Origin of the sequence: Rhodococcus sp. IEGM 1305 (genome assembly GCF_030058635.1) — a bacterium.
GTDB lineage: Bacteria > Actinomycetota > Actinomycetes > Mycobacteriales > Mycobacteriaceae > Rhodococcus_F > Rhodococcus_F opacus_D.
Genome location: NZ_JASHKX010000051.1, coordinates 31,705 through 46,948, shown reverse-complemented (window position 1 = coordinate 46,948; position 15,244 = coordinate 31,705). Strand labels below are relative to the sequence as shown.

The 15,244-nt window shown below is 67.8% G+C and carries 13 protein-coding genes; 9 read left to right on the top strand and 4 right to left on the bottom strand.

The features are described from left to right. The 4 genes from QM693_RS34820 to QM693_RS34805 all read left to right on the top strand — a co-directional run. The coding region (locus tag QM693_RS34820) for a DUF6049 family protein (protein ID WP_283354582.1) at positions 1-1,138 on the top strand (1,138 nt) is incomplete at its 5' end. A 113-nt stretch (positions 1,139-1,251) separates the two neighbouring features. Then, positions 1,252-5,130: a murein biosynthesis integral membrane protein MurJ gene (gene murJ / locus QM693_RS34815; RefSeq protein WP_283354583.1), complete on the top strand. Its 3,879-nt coding sequence runs from the start codon at positions 1,252-1,254 to the stop codon at positions 5,128-5,130. A gap of 47 nt (positions 5,131-5,177) precedes the next feature. After that, entirely contained in the window at positions 5,178-5,759 is a 582-nt protein-coding gene (gene sigM / locus QM693_RS34810; RefSeq protein WP_283334684.1) for an RNA polymerase sigma factor SigM, read from the top strand. Positions 5,760-5,837: 78 nt separating this feature from the next. Further along, positions 5,838-6,587, top strand: a complete 750-nt coding sequence (locus QM693_RS34805; RefSeq protein WP_280783051.1) for an RsmA family anti-sigma factor — start codon at positions 5,838-5,840, stop codon at positions 6,585-6,587. A 3-nt stretch (positions 6,588-6,590) separates the two neighbouring features. Here the strand turns inward: QM693_RS34805 and QM693_RS34800 are convergent, their stop codons facing one another. Continuing rightward, positions 6,591-7,163 carry a TetR/AcrR family transcriptional regulator gene (locus QM693_RS34800; RefSeq protein WP_280783052.1) on the bottom strand — a complete coding sequence of 191 codons (573 nt, stop codon included), beginning with the start codon at positions 7,161-7,163 and terminating at the stop codon, positions 6,591-6,593. A gap of 88 nt (positions 7,164-7,251) precedes the next feature. On the opposite strand from QM693_RS34800, the gene QM693_RS34795 reads away from it, so the two are divergent. The 5 genes from QM693_RS34795 (at position 7,252) to QM693_RS34775 (ending at position 12,272) form a co-directional block, all read left to right on the top strand. Continuing rightward, positions 7,252-8,223 (top strand): NAD-dependent epimerase/dehydratase family protein, encoded by a 972-nt coding sequence (locus QM693_RS34795; protein ID WP_283354581.1) that lies wholly within the window; start codon positions 7,252-7,254, stop codon positions 8,221-8,223. 37 nt (positions 8,224-8,260) lie between these two features. Further along, positions 8,261-9,448 (top strand): 4,4'-dithiodibutanoate disulfide reductase, encoded by a 1,188-nt coding sequence (gene nox, locus QM693_RS34790; protein ID WP_280783054.1) that lies wholly within the window; start codon positions 8,261-8,263, stop codon positions 9,446-9,448. Positions 9,449-9,559: 111 nt separating this feature from the next. Continuing rightward, positions 9,560-10,543, top strand: coding sequence for a thioredoxin-disulfide reductase (trxB, locus tag QM693_RS34785; protein WP_280783055.1), 984 nt, complete (start codon positions 9,560-9,562; stop codon positions 10,541-10,543). Positions 10,544-10,583: 40 nt separating this feature from the next. Continuing rightward, a complete protein-coding gene (gene trxA / locus QM693_RS34780; RefSeq protein ID WP_005249122.1) occupies positions 10,584-10,907 on the top strand; it encodes a thioredoxin in 324 nt (107 codons plus the stop codon). Between the two features lie 165 nt (positions 10,908-11,072). Continuing rightward, the gene (locus QM693_RS34775) at positions 11,073-12,272 is read left to right on the top strand and encodes an N-acetylmuramoyl-L-alanine amidase (RefSeq protein ID WP_005560831.1); all 1,200 of its coding nucleotides are present in this window, start codon (positions 11,073-11,075) and stop codon (positions 12,270-12,272) included. An 18-nt stretch (positions 12,273-12,290) separates the two neighbouring features. On the opposite strand, the gene QM693_RS34770 is transcribed toward QM693_RS34775, so the two are convergent. The 3 genes from QM693_RS34770 to QM693_RS34760 all read right to left on the bottom strand — a co-directional run bounded on the left by QM693_RS34770 (position 12,291) and on the right by QM693_RS34760 (position 15,239). Then, on the bottom strand, positions 12,291-12,989 hold the full coding sequence (locus QM693_RS34770) for a GNAT family N-acetyltransferase (protein WP_280783056.1): 699 nt from the start codon (positions 12,987-12,989) through the stop codon (positions 12,291-12,293). 157 nt (positions 12,990-13,146) lie between these two features. Then, complete coding sequence (locus QM693_RS34765) at positions 13,147-14,229, bottom strand: ParB/RepB/Spo0J family partition protein (RefSeq protein ID WP_105416920.1); 1,083 nt, start codon at positions 14,227-14,229, stop codon at positions 13,147-13,149. Further along, positions 14,226-15,239, bottom strand: coding sequence for a ParA family protein (locus QM693_RS34760; protein WP_005560835.1), 1,014 nt, complete (start codon positions 15,237-15,239; stop codon positions 14,226-14,228). The genes QM693_RS34765 and QM693_RS34760 overlap by 4 nt, the downstream gene beginning before the upstream one ends. Between the last annotated feature and the right edge of the window lie 5 nt (positions 15,240-15,244).

The window sequence follows — 15,244 nt, the reverse complement described above, 5'->3', positions numbered from 1 at the left end:
CCCCGCGCCCGTTCCCGCGAACGGGGAGACGACCCCGGCGGCCACCGAGACGCCCGCGGCCACCGGAAGCGTCGACGCGCTGCTGTTCGATCCCTCGGTCGGCACGGCGCTCGCGGCCATGGGGACGACACCGCAGACCCCCTCGTACACCCCGCAGCGCGCGCGGTACGACCTCTCGGACGATTCGCAGACCGCCCGGCTGCAGGACGCGCTCGGTGCGGTGTCGTGGTCTGCCCTCGAACCCGAGGCCGCACGGGCTGCCGGCACCCCGCGTTCGCTGATGGTGGTGCCGCCGCAGCTCTGGACGGCGGGCGCCGAGGACGCGAAGACACTGCTGTCCACGGTCTCCTCGCTGATGCGCTCGGGCCTGGCGACGCCCCGGCCGCTGCCCGCGATGCTGGGACGACAGCCCGGATCACCCGAGGTCGCGACCCTGGAGTACCCGGATCAGGCCGCCGAGGACGGCGTCCCCGCCCATATCCGCGACGCCGCCGGCACGCAGACACCCCGCATCGAGGCACTGAACGCCGCGCTGGTCGACGACCCGCAGGCCCCGCTCACCCCGGAACGCTTCACCGCACCGCTGCGCGAGGACCTGCTGCGCTCGATGAGCCTCGCGCATCGCCGCGACGACGAACGGCGGTCCGCGGAAGAGGCGTCCGACGTGCGCGCCGACGAGGTGGCCGAAACCATGGACGACCTGTTCGGGGCAGTCACCGTCGTGTCGCCGGGCGGCGTCTACACGCTGGCGTCGGAACAGAGCCCGCTGCTGCTGGTGGCCAGGAACGACCTGCCGGTCGGGATCACCGTCCGTCTCCAGGTGGATGCGCCGTCGGGGATGACCATCACCGACATCGGCCCCACCACGCTGCCCCCGCGGGGCAGTCGCACCCTCACCGTTCCCACCGAGGCCAACGACTCCCGCAAGCTCGTCGTCCAATTCTCTCTGACCACCGCCGATGGACAGCAACTGGGAGAGCCGACCAGCGTGACGGTACGGTCCAACGCGTACGGGCAGGCGTTGGCGATACTGACAGCATGCGCGGGTGCTCTGCTGCTGTTCCTCGCCGGCCGTCGGCTGTGGCATCGATTCCGCGGCCAGCCGGATCCAGCTGACGAAGGGTACGAACGTTCATGACCGGGAACTTGCCCAGTAGGGGCCAGAGGCTTCCCGATCGCTCCCATCCCCGGGTCGCCCCGTGGGAGCGGGACCACTGGGCTCGGGAAATCCGGCCGGACGAGGCACCGACGGTGCAGTTCGCGGCCATCCGTGTCGACCCCTCGCCGCCTCCGGTCCGGGATTCCGGGCCCTCGACCGCGCCGCAGAAGCAGAGCAACTCGCGACTGCTGGCGTCCACCGGTTCGATCGCGGTGGCGACGCTCGTCAGCCGCATCACCGGATTCGCCAAGCAGCTCCTCGTCCTGACGCTGCTGGGTGGGTCGGTGGCCAGCTCGTTCACGGTCGCCAGCCAGATCCCGAACATGATCTCCGAGCTCGTGCTGGGAGCGGTGCTCACCGCGATCGTGGTGCCCGTCCTGGTGCGCGCCGAACGTGAGGACCCGGATCAGGGTGCGGCGTTCGTGCGACGCCTGTTCACCGCCACGTGTGTGCTGCTCGGCACAGCGGCGTTGCTGGCGACCGCCGCCGCACCCGTACTCACCACCCACGTCTTCCTGTCGGCCGACGGCAAGGTGAACACGTCCCTCACCACAGCTCTGTCCTATCTCCTCCTGCCCGCGATCCTGTTCTACGGACTGTCAGCGCTGCTCACGGCCATCCTCAACACCCGGCAGGTGTTCAAACCCGGTGCCTGGGCTCCGGTGCTGAACAACGTCGTGATGCTCACCGTGCTGGTGATCTACTACGCGACACCGGGGGAGATCACCCTCGATCCGGTGCGGATGAGCGACCCGAAACTGCTGGTCCTCGGTGTGGGCGTCACGCTGGGTGTCGTGGTGCAGGCGATGAGCCTGGTGCCCGCGATCCGGCGCGAGGGCATCTCGCTGAAACCGCTGTGGGGCCTCGACGACCGGCTCAAGCAGTTCGGCGGGATGGCCGTCGCGATCATCCTGTACGTGCTGATCAGCCAGGCGGGCATGATCGTCGCCACCCGCATCTCGTCACACGCGGACGCGTCGGGTCCCGCGATCTACAACAACGCGTGGCTCCTGCTGCAGCTGCCGTACGGCGTGCTCGGCGTGACGGTGCTGACGGCGATCATGCCGCGACTCAGCCGCAACGCCGCCGCCGACGACACCCCCGCCGTGGTCGACGACCTGTCCGTCGCCACCCGCCTGACGATGATCTCCCTCATCCCGATCATCACGTTCCTCACGTTCGCCGGCCCCGAGATCGGCCAGGCGCTCTACGGGTACGGCAACTTCGGGACCGGTGACGCCGAACGCCTCGGCCAGGCCGTCAGCTGGTCCGCGTTCACGCTCATTCCCTATTCCCTGGTGCTGATCCAGCTCCGCGTGTTCTACGCCCGCGAGCAGGCCTGGACCCCGACGTGGATCGTCCTGGGCATCACCGCGGTGAAGATCGCGCTGTCGGCGCTCACCCCGATGATCGCCTCCAGCGACGACCAGGTGGTCATCCTGCTCGGCGTGGCCAACGGCCTCGGCTACATCACCGGCGCGCTCGTCGGGGGCTGGCTGCTGCACCGCAGTCTCGGCAACCTGCAGATGGCGAACGTCGGCAAGACGGTGTGGGTGGTGGTGCTCGCGTCGATGGCGGGTGCGCTCGTCATGCTCGGCGCCGACCGCCTCCTCGGGCTCGACCGGCTCACCAGTTTGTTCGGCGGTCCGGGCTCGATGGTCCGGGTCATGATCAGCGGTGTCCTGATGCTCGTCGTCACCTTCGTGATCCTCTGGTTCGCGAAGATCCCCGAAATCGTGTCCATCACCGTCGCCGTCGCCCGCAAGGTTCGCGCGTTGCGCGGTCGCGGCGCCGCACCGGAACCGGAGGTCGACCCGCTCGCAGAGGCCGAAACAGAACTGATTCCCGTGGTCCGCGCCACACCGCACGACTTCGGGGGACAGCCGCGTGGTATCGAACGACCCGGTGGACTCCCGTACCCTGGACACGAGCGGGTCGGATCGCCGCCCGGTACTGGTCGGAGTTGGGCATTCGAGAATGAAGGAGTGAGGGTGAGCGACGACGACGTGGCCGGCAGCAAGAGAGCCGGAGGTTCTACGGTGCAAGCGTCCGAACGCGATTCGGCCGCCGCCCCCAACGGCGTCGACGCCCCGACCACCCGGATCTCGTCCGAGTCGGCCTCCACCGACTCCGCGAAGTCCGGCAAGCAGGCCGGCGCCGCCGCACCGCAGAAGAAGGATGCAGACACGTCCGCGGGCTCCGCAGACACTCCGAAAACGGGGCAGAGCAAGGAGACCGGAGATCCTGCGGATGCGCAGACGAAGGCTGCGCCGAAGACTCCCACCAAAGACTCCGGCGAATCGCGCGGAGACACACGTCACATGGGCGCGGCCCCCGCACGGGATCTCAGTTACGACACCGGAGTGATCCCGATCACCCCCGCACCCGGACGTGAGCCCGGCGCAGGCCCGCGTCGTACTCCCCGTGGCCCCAAGCTCATTCCCGGCGCGTCCGTCGCGGGCGGTCGGTACCGCCTGCTGACACCGCACGGCGGTTCGCGGGGACTGCAGTTCTGGCAGGCACTCGACGTCAAGCTCGACCGCGAGGTGGCGCTGACGTTCGTGGACGCCGAACAGCGCTCCACCTCGGCCGGTCCCGAAGGCCCGCAAGCCATTCTGTCGCGCACCCTGCGACTGGGCCGGATCAACTCGCCCGGTCTCGCCCGCGTGCTGGACGTGGTCCGCGGTAGCTCCGGCGGCATCGTCGTCGCCGAGTGGACCCCGGGACGCTCGCTGCGGGAGATGGCCGACACCAAGCCGTCTCCGATCGGCGCCGCCAGTGCCATCCGCGCACTCGCCGCGGCCGCCGAGACCGCGCACCGGGCCGGTGGGGCACTGTCCATCGACCACCCCGACCGCGTCCGTATCAGCATCAACGGCGATGCCGTGCTGGCGTTCCCGGCCACGCTCGCCGACTCCGACTCGAGTACCGACGTGCGCGGACTGGGCGCCATGCTCTACGCCCTCATCACCGCCCGCTGGCCGCTGGGCGACCCGTCCGCTCCCGCGGGTGACCCGTCGGGTTCGCACCGTCCGGGCAGCGTCGGCGGTATGCGACTGGCCGACCGCGACTCGAGCGGGCAGCCCATCGGACCGCGGGTGATCCGCCCGGAGGTCCCGTTCGAGATTTCCGCGGTGGCGCTGCGCTCACTCGAGCCGAACGGGGGAATCCGCACGGCGGCCACCGTGCAGCACATTCTCGACCAGGCGTCCGTCGTCAACGACAAGACCGAATTCATCCCCGTGCTGCGGCTCGGGCAGCGGGCCCCCGGCACGACCGGTCACGCTCTCGCCGACCCGGAAGCACTGGAGGCGGAGAAGAAGAAGTCCAACCGGATGATCGCGGCGCTCGTGGGCCTCGCGGTCGTCACGATCATCGTGCTGGCGCTCCTGGGCTTCTGGCTCGCGACGTTCCTCACGGGCAGTAGTTCCGACGCGCCGCTCACCGAACAGGACTTCGGGCTCACCACGTCGGCCGAGGCCCCGCCCAACCCCGAGTCCCCCGCCCCCGCGCCCGCCCCGGCGGCGAACGTCGCGCCGGTCAGCCCCTCGGGGGCGACGGTGTTCTCGCCGCAGGGCACCCCCGACTCGGCCGCGAACGCCCGGCTGGCCGTCGACGGCAACACGTCCACCGTGTGGAGCACCGACTCGTACTTCCAGCCGTTCCCCGCGCTGAAGAACGGTGTGGGCCTGATGGTCACGCTGGACGATCCGGCGACACTGTCGAGCGTGTGGATCAACTCGCCGACACCGGGCACCAACGTCGAGATTCGCAGCGCCCCGTCGGAGAACCCGACCCTCGACCAGACGCAGGTGCTCGGTTCGAAGGTCCTCGGCAACGGTGTCACCGAGATCCCGGTGAAGTCGGAGGGACCCACCAAGAACGTCCTGGTGTGGATCACCGGCCTGACTAATTCCGGTGGCAAGAACCAATCGTCCATCGCCGACGTCGGTTTCAACGCCGCGACGTAGTCGGCGCCCGGTGCTCGCGGATCGGCGACCTGAGCTAACATCCGCCGGTGCGAATCTTCCGGGGGGATTCCGAGGGTGAGCCCTCGGACGTCGACCTGTTGGCTGCGCACGTCGCCGGCGATCGGCACGCCTTCGAGACACTGCTCTCGCGGCACTACGACCACCTGTGGCACGTCGCCAAACGCACCAGCTACACCACCGAGGATGCGGCGGACGCCCTGCAGGAGGCGCTGCTGTCCGCGCATCGCAACGCGGGCTCGTTCCGCCGGGACGCCGCGGTCCGGAGCTGGCTGCATACGATCGTGGTCAACGCCTGCCTCGACCGCATCCGCCGGAACAAGGCTCGTCCGGCGGTGTCCCTGTCCGCGGACGAGGACGACGAACCGAGCGATACCCGCGACTACGTTTCCGAGGTGGAGCTCAGCATGGTGGTCGAGCGCGCACTGGCGCAGCTCCCACCGGATCAGCGGACCGCGATCGTGGCCGTCGACCTCGAGGGCCGTTCGACGAGTGAGGCGGCCGCGCTTCTCGGGGTTCCGGAAGGCACCGTGAAGAGCCGCTGCGCCCGCGGCCGGAAGAAGCTGGCCGCCTCTCTCGAATATTTTCGGGTGGAGGGGAACCGATCATGACTCCGGGGCGTCAAAACGTAGTAGGAGCGGGGAACTGTCCTGTCGTCCCGGACCACAACGACTCGGTGAGGAGGTGCCATGGCCGACCGTGAACCCGATCCGTCCGATGCCGCGCTGCCCGCACCGCCGTACTCCGAGGACCTACTGGCCGATCTGCACGCCGGGGTGCTGCCGGACTCGGTGAGCGATCGCCTGTGGCCGCTCGTCCGGAACGACCCGCAGGCGATGGCCGTGATCGACGCCCTCGACCGGGTCACTGATCAGTTGGGCGCGCTCGGACGCGATCATTCCGTCTCGACCCCGATTCCCGCCGACGTCGCCGACCGCATCAACCGTGCTCTCGCCGCGGAGCGGGACACACCTGCCGAGGCCACCGTGGTCCCACTCACCCGGCGACGGAAGTGGGCTGCCGCGGCCGCGGGGACGTTCGCGGCGGCGGCAGCGGTCGTGGTGGCAGTCGCGGTCGTCACGCCGGACAGGCAGGAACCCGAGACCCCGGTCGTCGCCCTGCCCAGTTCCGAAACCTCGCCGGCACCAGCCGTTCTCGATCTGGGCACCGGTCTCGACTCAGGACGCCTCCTCACCGTGATCGGTTCGCGGCAGCTCGGACCACTCGAGGATCCCGCACAACTGTCGGAATGCCTGCGCGCCAACGGTATCGAACCGTCCCGCCCCCTGCTCGGTTCCGGCGAGGTTCGCCTCGACGGTGTTCCCGGGGTACTACTGCTGGTGGCCGCGCCGCGTCCGCCGCAGATCACGGCCCTGGTGGTCGGCGGTGAGTGCGGCGCGGGAGATCCGGCGACGATCGCCGTCACCGAGATCGGTTGATCCTCACGATCGTTCCCGCTCCGAACGGGCGACCGGCAGGAGTAGCTCGAGGATCTTCCCACGCAGTTCCGGAGTGTCGTCCTCGACGGCGATCAGGCTGGTGAACAGCGCGGCGCCGGCAGCGAGCACCAGCACGGCCGTCGCGGTGCTCGACCCGGCCGGGTCCACCTCGCTCTCGAACAGCTGAGTACTCGGCCCGCTGAATCCCCGCCACAGCGCGGTACGGAGGTCGTCGTGGTCGCGGATCGCTGCCAGCAGACCCGGCGTGGCCGCTCGCACCTCCGGTCGCGAGAACAATTCGGCACTGCCGGTCACCACCCAGCGGATCCAGCCTTCGCGGTCGGTGCCCTCGAACGGTGTCAGGTCGGGTGTCGCACCGAGGATGGCGTCGAGAACCAGATGCGCCTTCGATGGCCATCGTCGGGTGATGGAGGCCCTGCTCACCCCGGACCGCGTCGCGATGGCCCGCATGCTCAGTTGATCCCAGCCCGATTCCACGAGCATCGCCCGGGTGACCGCGAGGACGTCGGTGTCGATCCGCGGGTCGCGGGGGCGGCCGGTTCCAGTTGCATTCATTGGTTCGAATTGTGGGACAGAAGTGCCTTCCGCGCTATATCGTACCTATTACGAGTCCAGTGGCACCGTAATTGAAACGGACGAACACATGAAGATCGCGGTCACCGGCGGCACCGGATACGTCGGCGCCCACACCACGCTGGCGCTCCTCGCCGCCGGCCACACGGTTCGACTGCTGGTGCCGCCCGCCGAATCTCCCGACACCCTGCTCGTGGCAGCCGGGGACGACGCCGCGCGGATCGAGCAGGTGGTCGGCGACATCCGCGACGCCCAAGTGGTCGCACGCCTCCTCGACGGCTGCGAAGCGCTACTCCACGCCGCCGGGGTAGTGGGCACCGACGATCGTCGCGAACAGCTGATGTGGGAGATCAACACGCAGGCCACCGCCGCGATCCTCACCCGGGCGGCCTTCCTCGGACTCGACCCGATCATCCACGTCGCGAGTTTCAGTGCCCTGTTTCCGTCACCCGACGCCGTCATCGGACCGGACAGTCCGACGGCGTCTGGCCGTAGCGCGTACGGCCGCACCAAAGCGGCCGCCGACCGCATCGCCCGCGCACTCCAGGACGCGGGCGCCCCCGTGGTCATCACTTACCCGACGAGCGTCGTCGGTCCCGGGCTCGGATCCACCAAGGGCGTCACCGAACAGGGATGGGGCGCGATCGTCAGCGGCGGGGTGGCGCCCCGATTCGACGGCGGCATGCAGATGATCGACGTGCGCGACGTGGCCGCGGTCCACACCGCCGCGATGCACCCCGGCCGCGGACCCCGGCGATACGTCTGCGGCGGCGAACTCGTCGAGTTCAACCACCTCATCGACGTCCTCGAACATTCCTCGGGCCGTCGCCTCCGGCGCATCCCGTTGTCGGGCAGCACCTTTCGCGCGCTCGGACGGATCGCCGACGTGGTCGGCAGGTTCACGCCCCTCAGCGCGGGGCTCAGCTACGAGGCAGCGTGGCTGCTCACCTCGGCGACCCCGACCGACGACTCGCGAACCCGCGACGAGCTCGGGCTCACCTGGCGGCCTGCCCGCGCGGCGCTGGCCGCGACCTTCGCCTGAAACGCCCTCCCACCACCACCCTCGAAGGCAGACCACCATGACCGTTCCACCACCCCGGCCCGGGATCTGGGAGCCGGCCCGCCTGGGTCCCCTGACGTTGCGCAACCGCATCGTGAAGGCAGCCACGTTCGAGGGCGTCATGCCCCGCGGCCGGGTCACCGACCAGCTCGTCGACTTCCACGCCGAGGTTGCTCGCGGTGGCGCCGCCCTGACGACCGTCGCGTACTGCGCCGTCTCACCCGGCGGACGCGTCCACGCGAACACCCTCGTTCTCGACCGCGCCCGCGTCCCCGACCTACGCCGACTCACCGACGCCGTTCACGCCGAAGGCGGGTTGGTCGCGGCGCAGATCGGTCATGCCGGTCTGGTCGCGAACACACTGTCCAACCGCACCAAGACCCTCGCGCCGTCCACCCGCCTCAGCCCGCCCGCCATGGGTCTGGTGAAGGGTGCCACCCGAGAAGAACTCGACCAGGTCACCCGCGACTTCGAGGACGCGGCCCGGAATGCCGTCGAGGCCGGATTCGACGCGATCGAGGTCCACCTCGGGCACAACTACCTTCTCAGCTCGTTCATGAGCCCCAACCTCAACAAGCGGACCGACGAGTACGGGGGCAGCCTGGAGCGGCGGGCGGCGTTCCCCCGACGGGTGGTCGAGCGGGTGCGCCACGCCGTCGGCGACTCGGTGGCCGTCACGGCCAAATTCAATATGACGGACGGTGTCCCGAAAGGGCTGTGGCTCGACGACAGTCTCCGCATCGCGCAGCTCCTCGAAGCCGACGGGCATCTCGACGCACTGCAGCTCACCGGGGGCAGCTCGTTGCTCAACGGGATGTACTTCTTCCGCGGCGAAGTCCCGATGGCGGAATTCGTTGCCTCACAGCCCAAGCTGGTGGGCTGGGGTCTGAAGGTCTACGGGCCGCGCATCTTTCCGACGTACCCGTTCGAGGAAGCGTTCTTCCTCCCGATGGCCCGGCAGTTCCGCGAGGCCCTGTCGATGCCGCTGATCCTCCTCGGCGGCATCAACAGGCTCGACACCATCGAGAACGCACTCGGCGACGGGTTCGAGTTCGTCGCGATGGCGCGCGCCCTGCTCCGCGACCCGGACCTCGTCAACAAGTTCCGCGACCGGCACGTGGCCGAGGGACTCTGCATCCACTGCAACAAATGCATGCCCACCATCTACACGGGCACCCGCTGCGTCATCCGGGAGACTCTGCGCTGATCAGGGCGCCTGCGGGGGGAGCGACCGGTATCACCTGCAGTCGGGGAACAACACCCTTTAGTCTTGTGTTGATCCATACGACTGAGCACCCCTCACTACTGGAAGGCCCGCATGACCACTCCATCGACGGTTCATGAACTCATCATCGTTGGTTCGGGACCTGCCGGATACACCGCTGCCGTCTACGCGGCGCGCGCGGAACTCGAACCGCTGCAGTTCGAGGGGACCCAGTTCGGTGGCGCCCTCATGACCACCACCGAGGTCGAGAACTTCCCCGGATTCCGTGAGGGAATCATGGGACCCGACCTGATGGATCAGATGCGGGAGCAGGCCAAGCGCTTCGGCACCGACATCCGCACCGAGGACGTCGAGGAACTCGACCTCACGGGCCCGATCAAGAAGGTCGTCGTCAACGGCGAGACCTACCAGGCGCACGCGGTGGTGCTGGCAATGGGCGCCGCAGCCCGTTACCTGGGGATTCCGGGTGAAGAGAAGTTGCTCGGCCGCGGCGTCAGCGCCTGCGCCACGTGCGACGGATTCTTCTTCAAGGATCAGGACATCGTCGTGGTCGGCGGCGGCGACTCCGCCATGGAGGAGGCCACCTTCCTCACCCGCTTCGCCCGCAGCGTCACCGTGGTGCACCGACGCGAGGAGTTCCGTGCGTCCCGCATCATGCTCGAGCGCGCCAAGGCGAACGCGAAGATCCGGTTCGTGACCAACGCGGCGCCCGTCGAGGTGCTGGGCGAGAACAGCGTCACCGGCCTCGTGATCCGCGACACCGTCACCGGTGAGACCTCCACGCTGGACGTCACCGGCATGTTCGTCGCCATCGGTCACGACCCGCGCAGCGAGCTCGTCAAGGGACAGGTCGACCTCGACGACGCCGGCTACGTGATCGTCAAGACGCCGACCACCGCCACCTCCGTGGACGGTGTCTTCGCCGCCGGCGACCTGGTCGATCACATCTACCAGCAGGCGGTCACCGCCGCCGGCACCGGTTGCTCCGCGGCGATGGATGCCGAGCGCTGGCTGGCAGAGCGCGGCGACATCACTGCCAACACTGTCGCCGCCGCCGGCTCGCCGGTCGACGCCTGACCTCACCCACACACACCCACCTCGAGTAAGGGAAATCCCCGTGTCGAATACCGTCACCATCACCGATGATTCGTTCCAGCAAGACGTCATTTCCAGTGACAAGCCTGTCCTCGTCGACTTCTGGGCCACCTGGTGCGGCCCGTGCAAGATGATCGCCCCCGTCCTGGAGGAGATCGCCGGTGAGCACAGCGACAAGCTGACCATCGCGAAGCTCGACATCGACGCGAACCCGGGCGCTGCCCGCGACTTCCAGGTCATGTCGATTCCCACGCTGATCCTGTTCAAGGACGGAAAGCCGATCAACACGATCGTCGGCACCAAGGGCAAGGCTGCGCTGCTGAAAGAGCTCGCCGACGTTCTCTGATCGACACCCGAACACCCGGCACGATTCCCGATTTTGTGGGAATCTCTGAGACAATCGATCGATGTGCTCCAGTCGCATCAGCTAGACCGACCGGAACACATCGATCGTTTTGTTTGTACCGAGACTCGTATGTACTCGTTGATTCGGACTGAGAGGCCCTGAAACATGCACCGACTCCGTCACGGCGACCATGGTCCGGCCGTTGCTGAGATTCGGGGCACTCTGGCCGGTCTCGGTTTCCTGCACAACGGCATCGCGGACACCCGGCGCGAAGGCACCAACGGTTCGCACTGGATCGCCCCCGACGCCGTGTTCGATCATCACCTGGACAGCGCCGTACGGGCCTTCCAGCAGCAGCGTGGGCTTCTCGTCGACGGAATCGTGGGTCCTGCCACCTACCGGTCCATGAAAGAGGCGTCGTACCGCCTGGGCGCGCGCACGCTGATCTACCAGCTGTCCGCACCGCTCTACGGCGACGATGTCGCCACCCTGCAGACCCGCCTGCAGGATCTCGGCTTCTACGTCGGACGCGTCGACGGCTTCTTCGGACCGCAGACCCACGATTCGCTGTCCTCGTTCCAGCGGGAGATCGGGATCGCCGCCGACGGCATCTGCGGTCCGGCAACCCTGCGGTCGCTCGAGTTGCTCGGCACCCGCGTCACCGGTGGTTCACCGCACGCGATGAGCGAAGAGGAAATGGTTCGCAGCTCGGGACCCCAGCTGAGCGGCAAGCGGATCGTCATCGATCCGGGCCTCGGCGGCGACACCTACGGCACCATCGTCCGGTCCGCGTATGGCACGATCTCGGAGTCCGACATCCTGTGGGACCTCGCCAGCCGCCTCGAGGGCCGCATGGCCGCCACGGGCATGGAGACGTTCCTGTCCCGCCCGCACCACGCCAATCCCACGGACATCGAACGCGCATCCACGTCGAACGCCTTCGATGCCGACCTGATGATCTCGCTGCGCTGCGATGGCAACACCAGCCCGTCCGCCAACGGTGTCGCGAGCTTCCACTTCGGTAACTCGCACGGTTCTACGTCGATGATCGGTCAGGTTCTCACCGGATTCATTCAGCGGGAGATCGTGGCGCGCACGCCGTTGCAGGACTGCCGGACCCACGGTCGCACCTGGGACCTGCTGCGCCTGACGAACATGCCGACCGTGCAGATCGACCTCGGGTACCTCACCAACGACCTCGACGCCGCGGTGCTCTCCAACCCGCGGGCGCGCGACGCCATCGCCGAAGCGATCCTCATCTCCGTGAAGCGTCTGTACCTGCTCGGTCAGGACGATCAGCCGACCGGAACGTTCACGTTCGCCGAGTTGCTCGCCGAAGAGCTGTCTTCCTCCGAACGTTCCTGACGTCTCGTTCCCGAACGCTCAGTGCGCACCGACGGGTGTGCGCTCCCCGATGTCGACCATGCTCACCGTCGCGGTGTGGATGAGACGCTCCAGGGCAGCCTCGACGTCTTCCTTCCACCCGTGATCCCGATTCAGCTCGAGCCGTAGGCGCGGGAACCGATGATGGGGCGCGACGATTTCGAAGCCGTTGTCCTCGAGGAATTCGGCGGGGATCATGCACTCCTCGGGGGAGCACTCGCGGGCCGCTGTGGCTGACGCCATCCCGTGTGTGTCGATCGGCCCGGTTCCGTCGGTGTTGCGGATACCGAACGCCTCGAGCGCGCGAACACCGCGGCGCACCAGATCGGCCACCACGGCTTGGATCAACGTGGTTCCCAGATTCTGTTCTTCACCGGCCGGCTCGAGCCGAAGGCTGGTGAGGAGGACGGCGTCGGCACCGACCGGAGCGGTCGGGAGAAGCTGCGCGCGCGGCACGGTCCGCGGGGGAGCGTAGAGGGCGCTGCCGACCGGCTTGCCGTCCATGACGGCCACCTGTCCGCACGATCCCCATTCGAGCATGACCATGGAGAGCCAGGCTTCCTTCTCGAACTCCTGATCGCAGAATCCGCGCGAACTGTGGATCGCCGCGGGATCCATTTCCCAGAAGACACAGCGACGAGCGTGGGCGGAGAGCTTGTCCAAGCCGTCGAGAGTGAGCGATGTGACGTGAGTCGACACTGGCTAGCTCAGCCTCCATATGTCACTACCGCAGATCATTCGACATCCTCTGGTATTCAACGTTTTTCGCCCCCGATAGTTCTGCTGGAGTCGGTCCGTCAGCGGCCACTGTCACAGTGACGGATCACCCGCGGGTACTTCTACCTCTCTCAGGCGCTCATGAATCGGCCTTCTGTGCCTCCATCATCCCAACGATCCTCTGAAGATCGTCCACCGAACCGAACTCGACCACAATCTTGCCCTTGCGCTTGCCGAGGCTGACCGTGACCCTCGTGTCGAACGAATCCGACAGCCGCTCGGCGACGTCCTGCAGGCCCGGCATCTGGATCGGCTTGCGGCGCTGGGCGGGCTGCGCCGCCTGGTCGTCGCTGCGGTTGGCGAGCGTCACCGCCTCCTCCGTCGCGCGAACAGACATGCCCTCCGCGACGATGCGTGCCGCCATCACCTCCTGCGCGTCGGCTCCGGCCTCGAGCGACAACAGGGCGCGAGCGTGCCCGGCCGACAGCACACCCGCCGCGACGCGGCGCTGCACGGGAATCGGCAATTTCAACAGTCGGATCATGTTCGTCACCACGGGACGCGAGCGACCGATCTTCGCCGCCAGTTCCTCGTGGGTCACCTCGAACTCTTCGAGCAACTGCTGGTACGCCGCGGCCTCTTCGAGCGGGTTCAGCTGCACGCGGTGGATGTTCTCCAGGAGCGCGTCGCGAAGCATGGCGTCGTCGCCGGTCTCGCGAACGATCGCCGGGATCGTCTCCAGCTCGGCTTCCTGGCTGGCACGCCACCGACGCTCGCCCATGACGAGCTGGAACTTGCCGTCGTCGAGCGGACGCACCACGATCGGCTGCATCAACCCGAACTCACGGATCGAGTGGACGAGTTCGGCGAGAGCGTCGTCGTCGAACACCTGACGCGGCTGCTTGGGGTTCCGCTCGATCAGGTCGGGGGCGATCTCCCGGTACACCGCCCCGGTGGGGGAGGGGAGGGGTTGAGCACCGTTCCCGGATTCGCCGTCGGCGCCGTTGCTCCCTCCATTGTTTCCCGTGGACGCGGGAGCGGTCTTCTCGTCCGTCGCAGAGTCCGACGAGTTCGGCGCGGGAGCGGTCAGTACGGTGCGTCGGTCCGCGCCGATCACGACGTCCGCGGCGGCGTTGCCCAGCCCCGGTCCCGTCGTGGTCGGTCCCGTAGGAATGAGCGCGGCCAGTCCACGGCCAAGTCCACCCTTACGCGTCTGACTCATCGCTGCTCCTGCTTCGTGATGTGTGCGGTGCGTGCTGCGAGTTCACGTCCCGCGTCGAGGTAACTCATGGCACCCCGCGAGCCGGGGTCGTAATCGAGCACGGTCATGCCGTACCCGGGCGCTTCGGACACCTTCACGCTGCGGGGAATGACGGCACGGAGGACGGCGTCACCGAAGTGGGTGCGGACCTCTTCGGCCACCTGGTCGGCCAACTTGGTGCGCCCGTCGTACATCGTGAGAAGGACCGTCGACACGTGGAGATCCGGGTTGAGATGTGCCTGCACCAGTTCGATATTCCGCAGCAGCTGTCCCACACCCTCGAGGGCGTAGTACTCGCACTGGATCGGGATCAGAACTTCCTTGGCCGCGACCATCGCGTTCACCGTGAGCAGTCCGAGCGAGGGCGGGCAGTCGATCAGGATGAAGTCGGCATCCACCTCGCCGAGAGCCTTCTCCGAGAGCGCGCCCTTGAGCCGTCCCTCGCGGGCGACCATGGAGACCAATTCGATCTCGGCGCCGGCGAGGTCGATCGTGGCCGGAATGCAGAACAGCCGGTCGTTGTGCGGACTCTTCTGGATCGCCTCCGCAGCCGTCACCTCACCGAGGAGAAGCTCATAGCTGGACGGCACACCGGAGTGGTGGGCGACGCCCAACGCCGTGCTGGCGTTGCCCTGCGGGTCGAGGTCGATGACCAGAACGGTGAGTCCCTGAACCGCGAGGGCGGAGGCGAGGTTGACCGCACTCGTCGTCTTGCCGACGCCGCCCTTCTGATTGGCGATCGTGAGGATCCGCCGTTCGGGCGGCTTCGGCAGACTCACCGAGTGGGGGTGCAGCACCTGACTCGCGCGGTGCGCGGCGGCACCGATCGGAGTCTCCTCGACGGAGATTCCGTTGTAGGGGGCCGTGAATCCGTCGTCTCCGTTCCCGGAGCTCGTCGCCTGGTCGGATTGATGGTCGGTTTCACGTGAAACTGTTTCACGTGAAACGGCGGATTCAGGCCCACCCGACATTGACT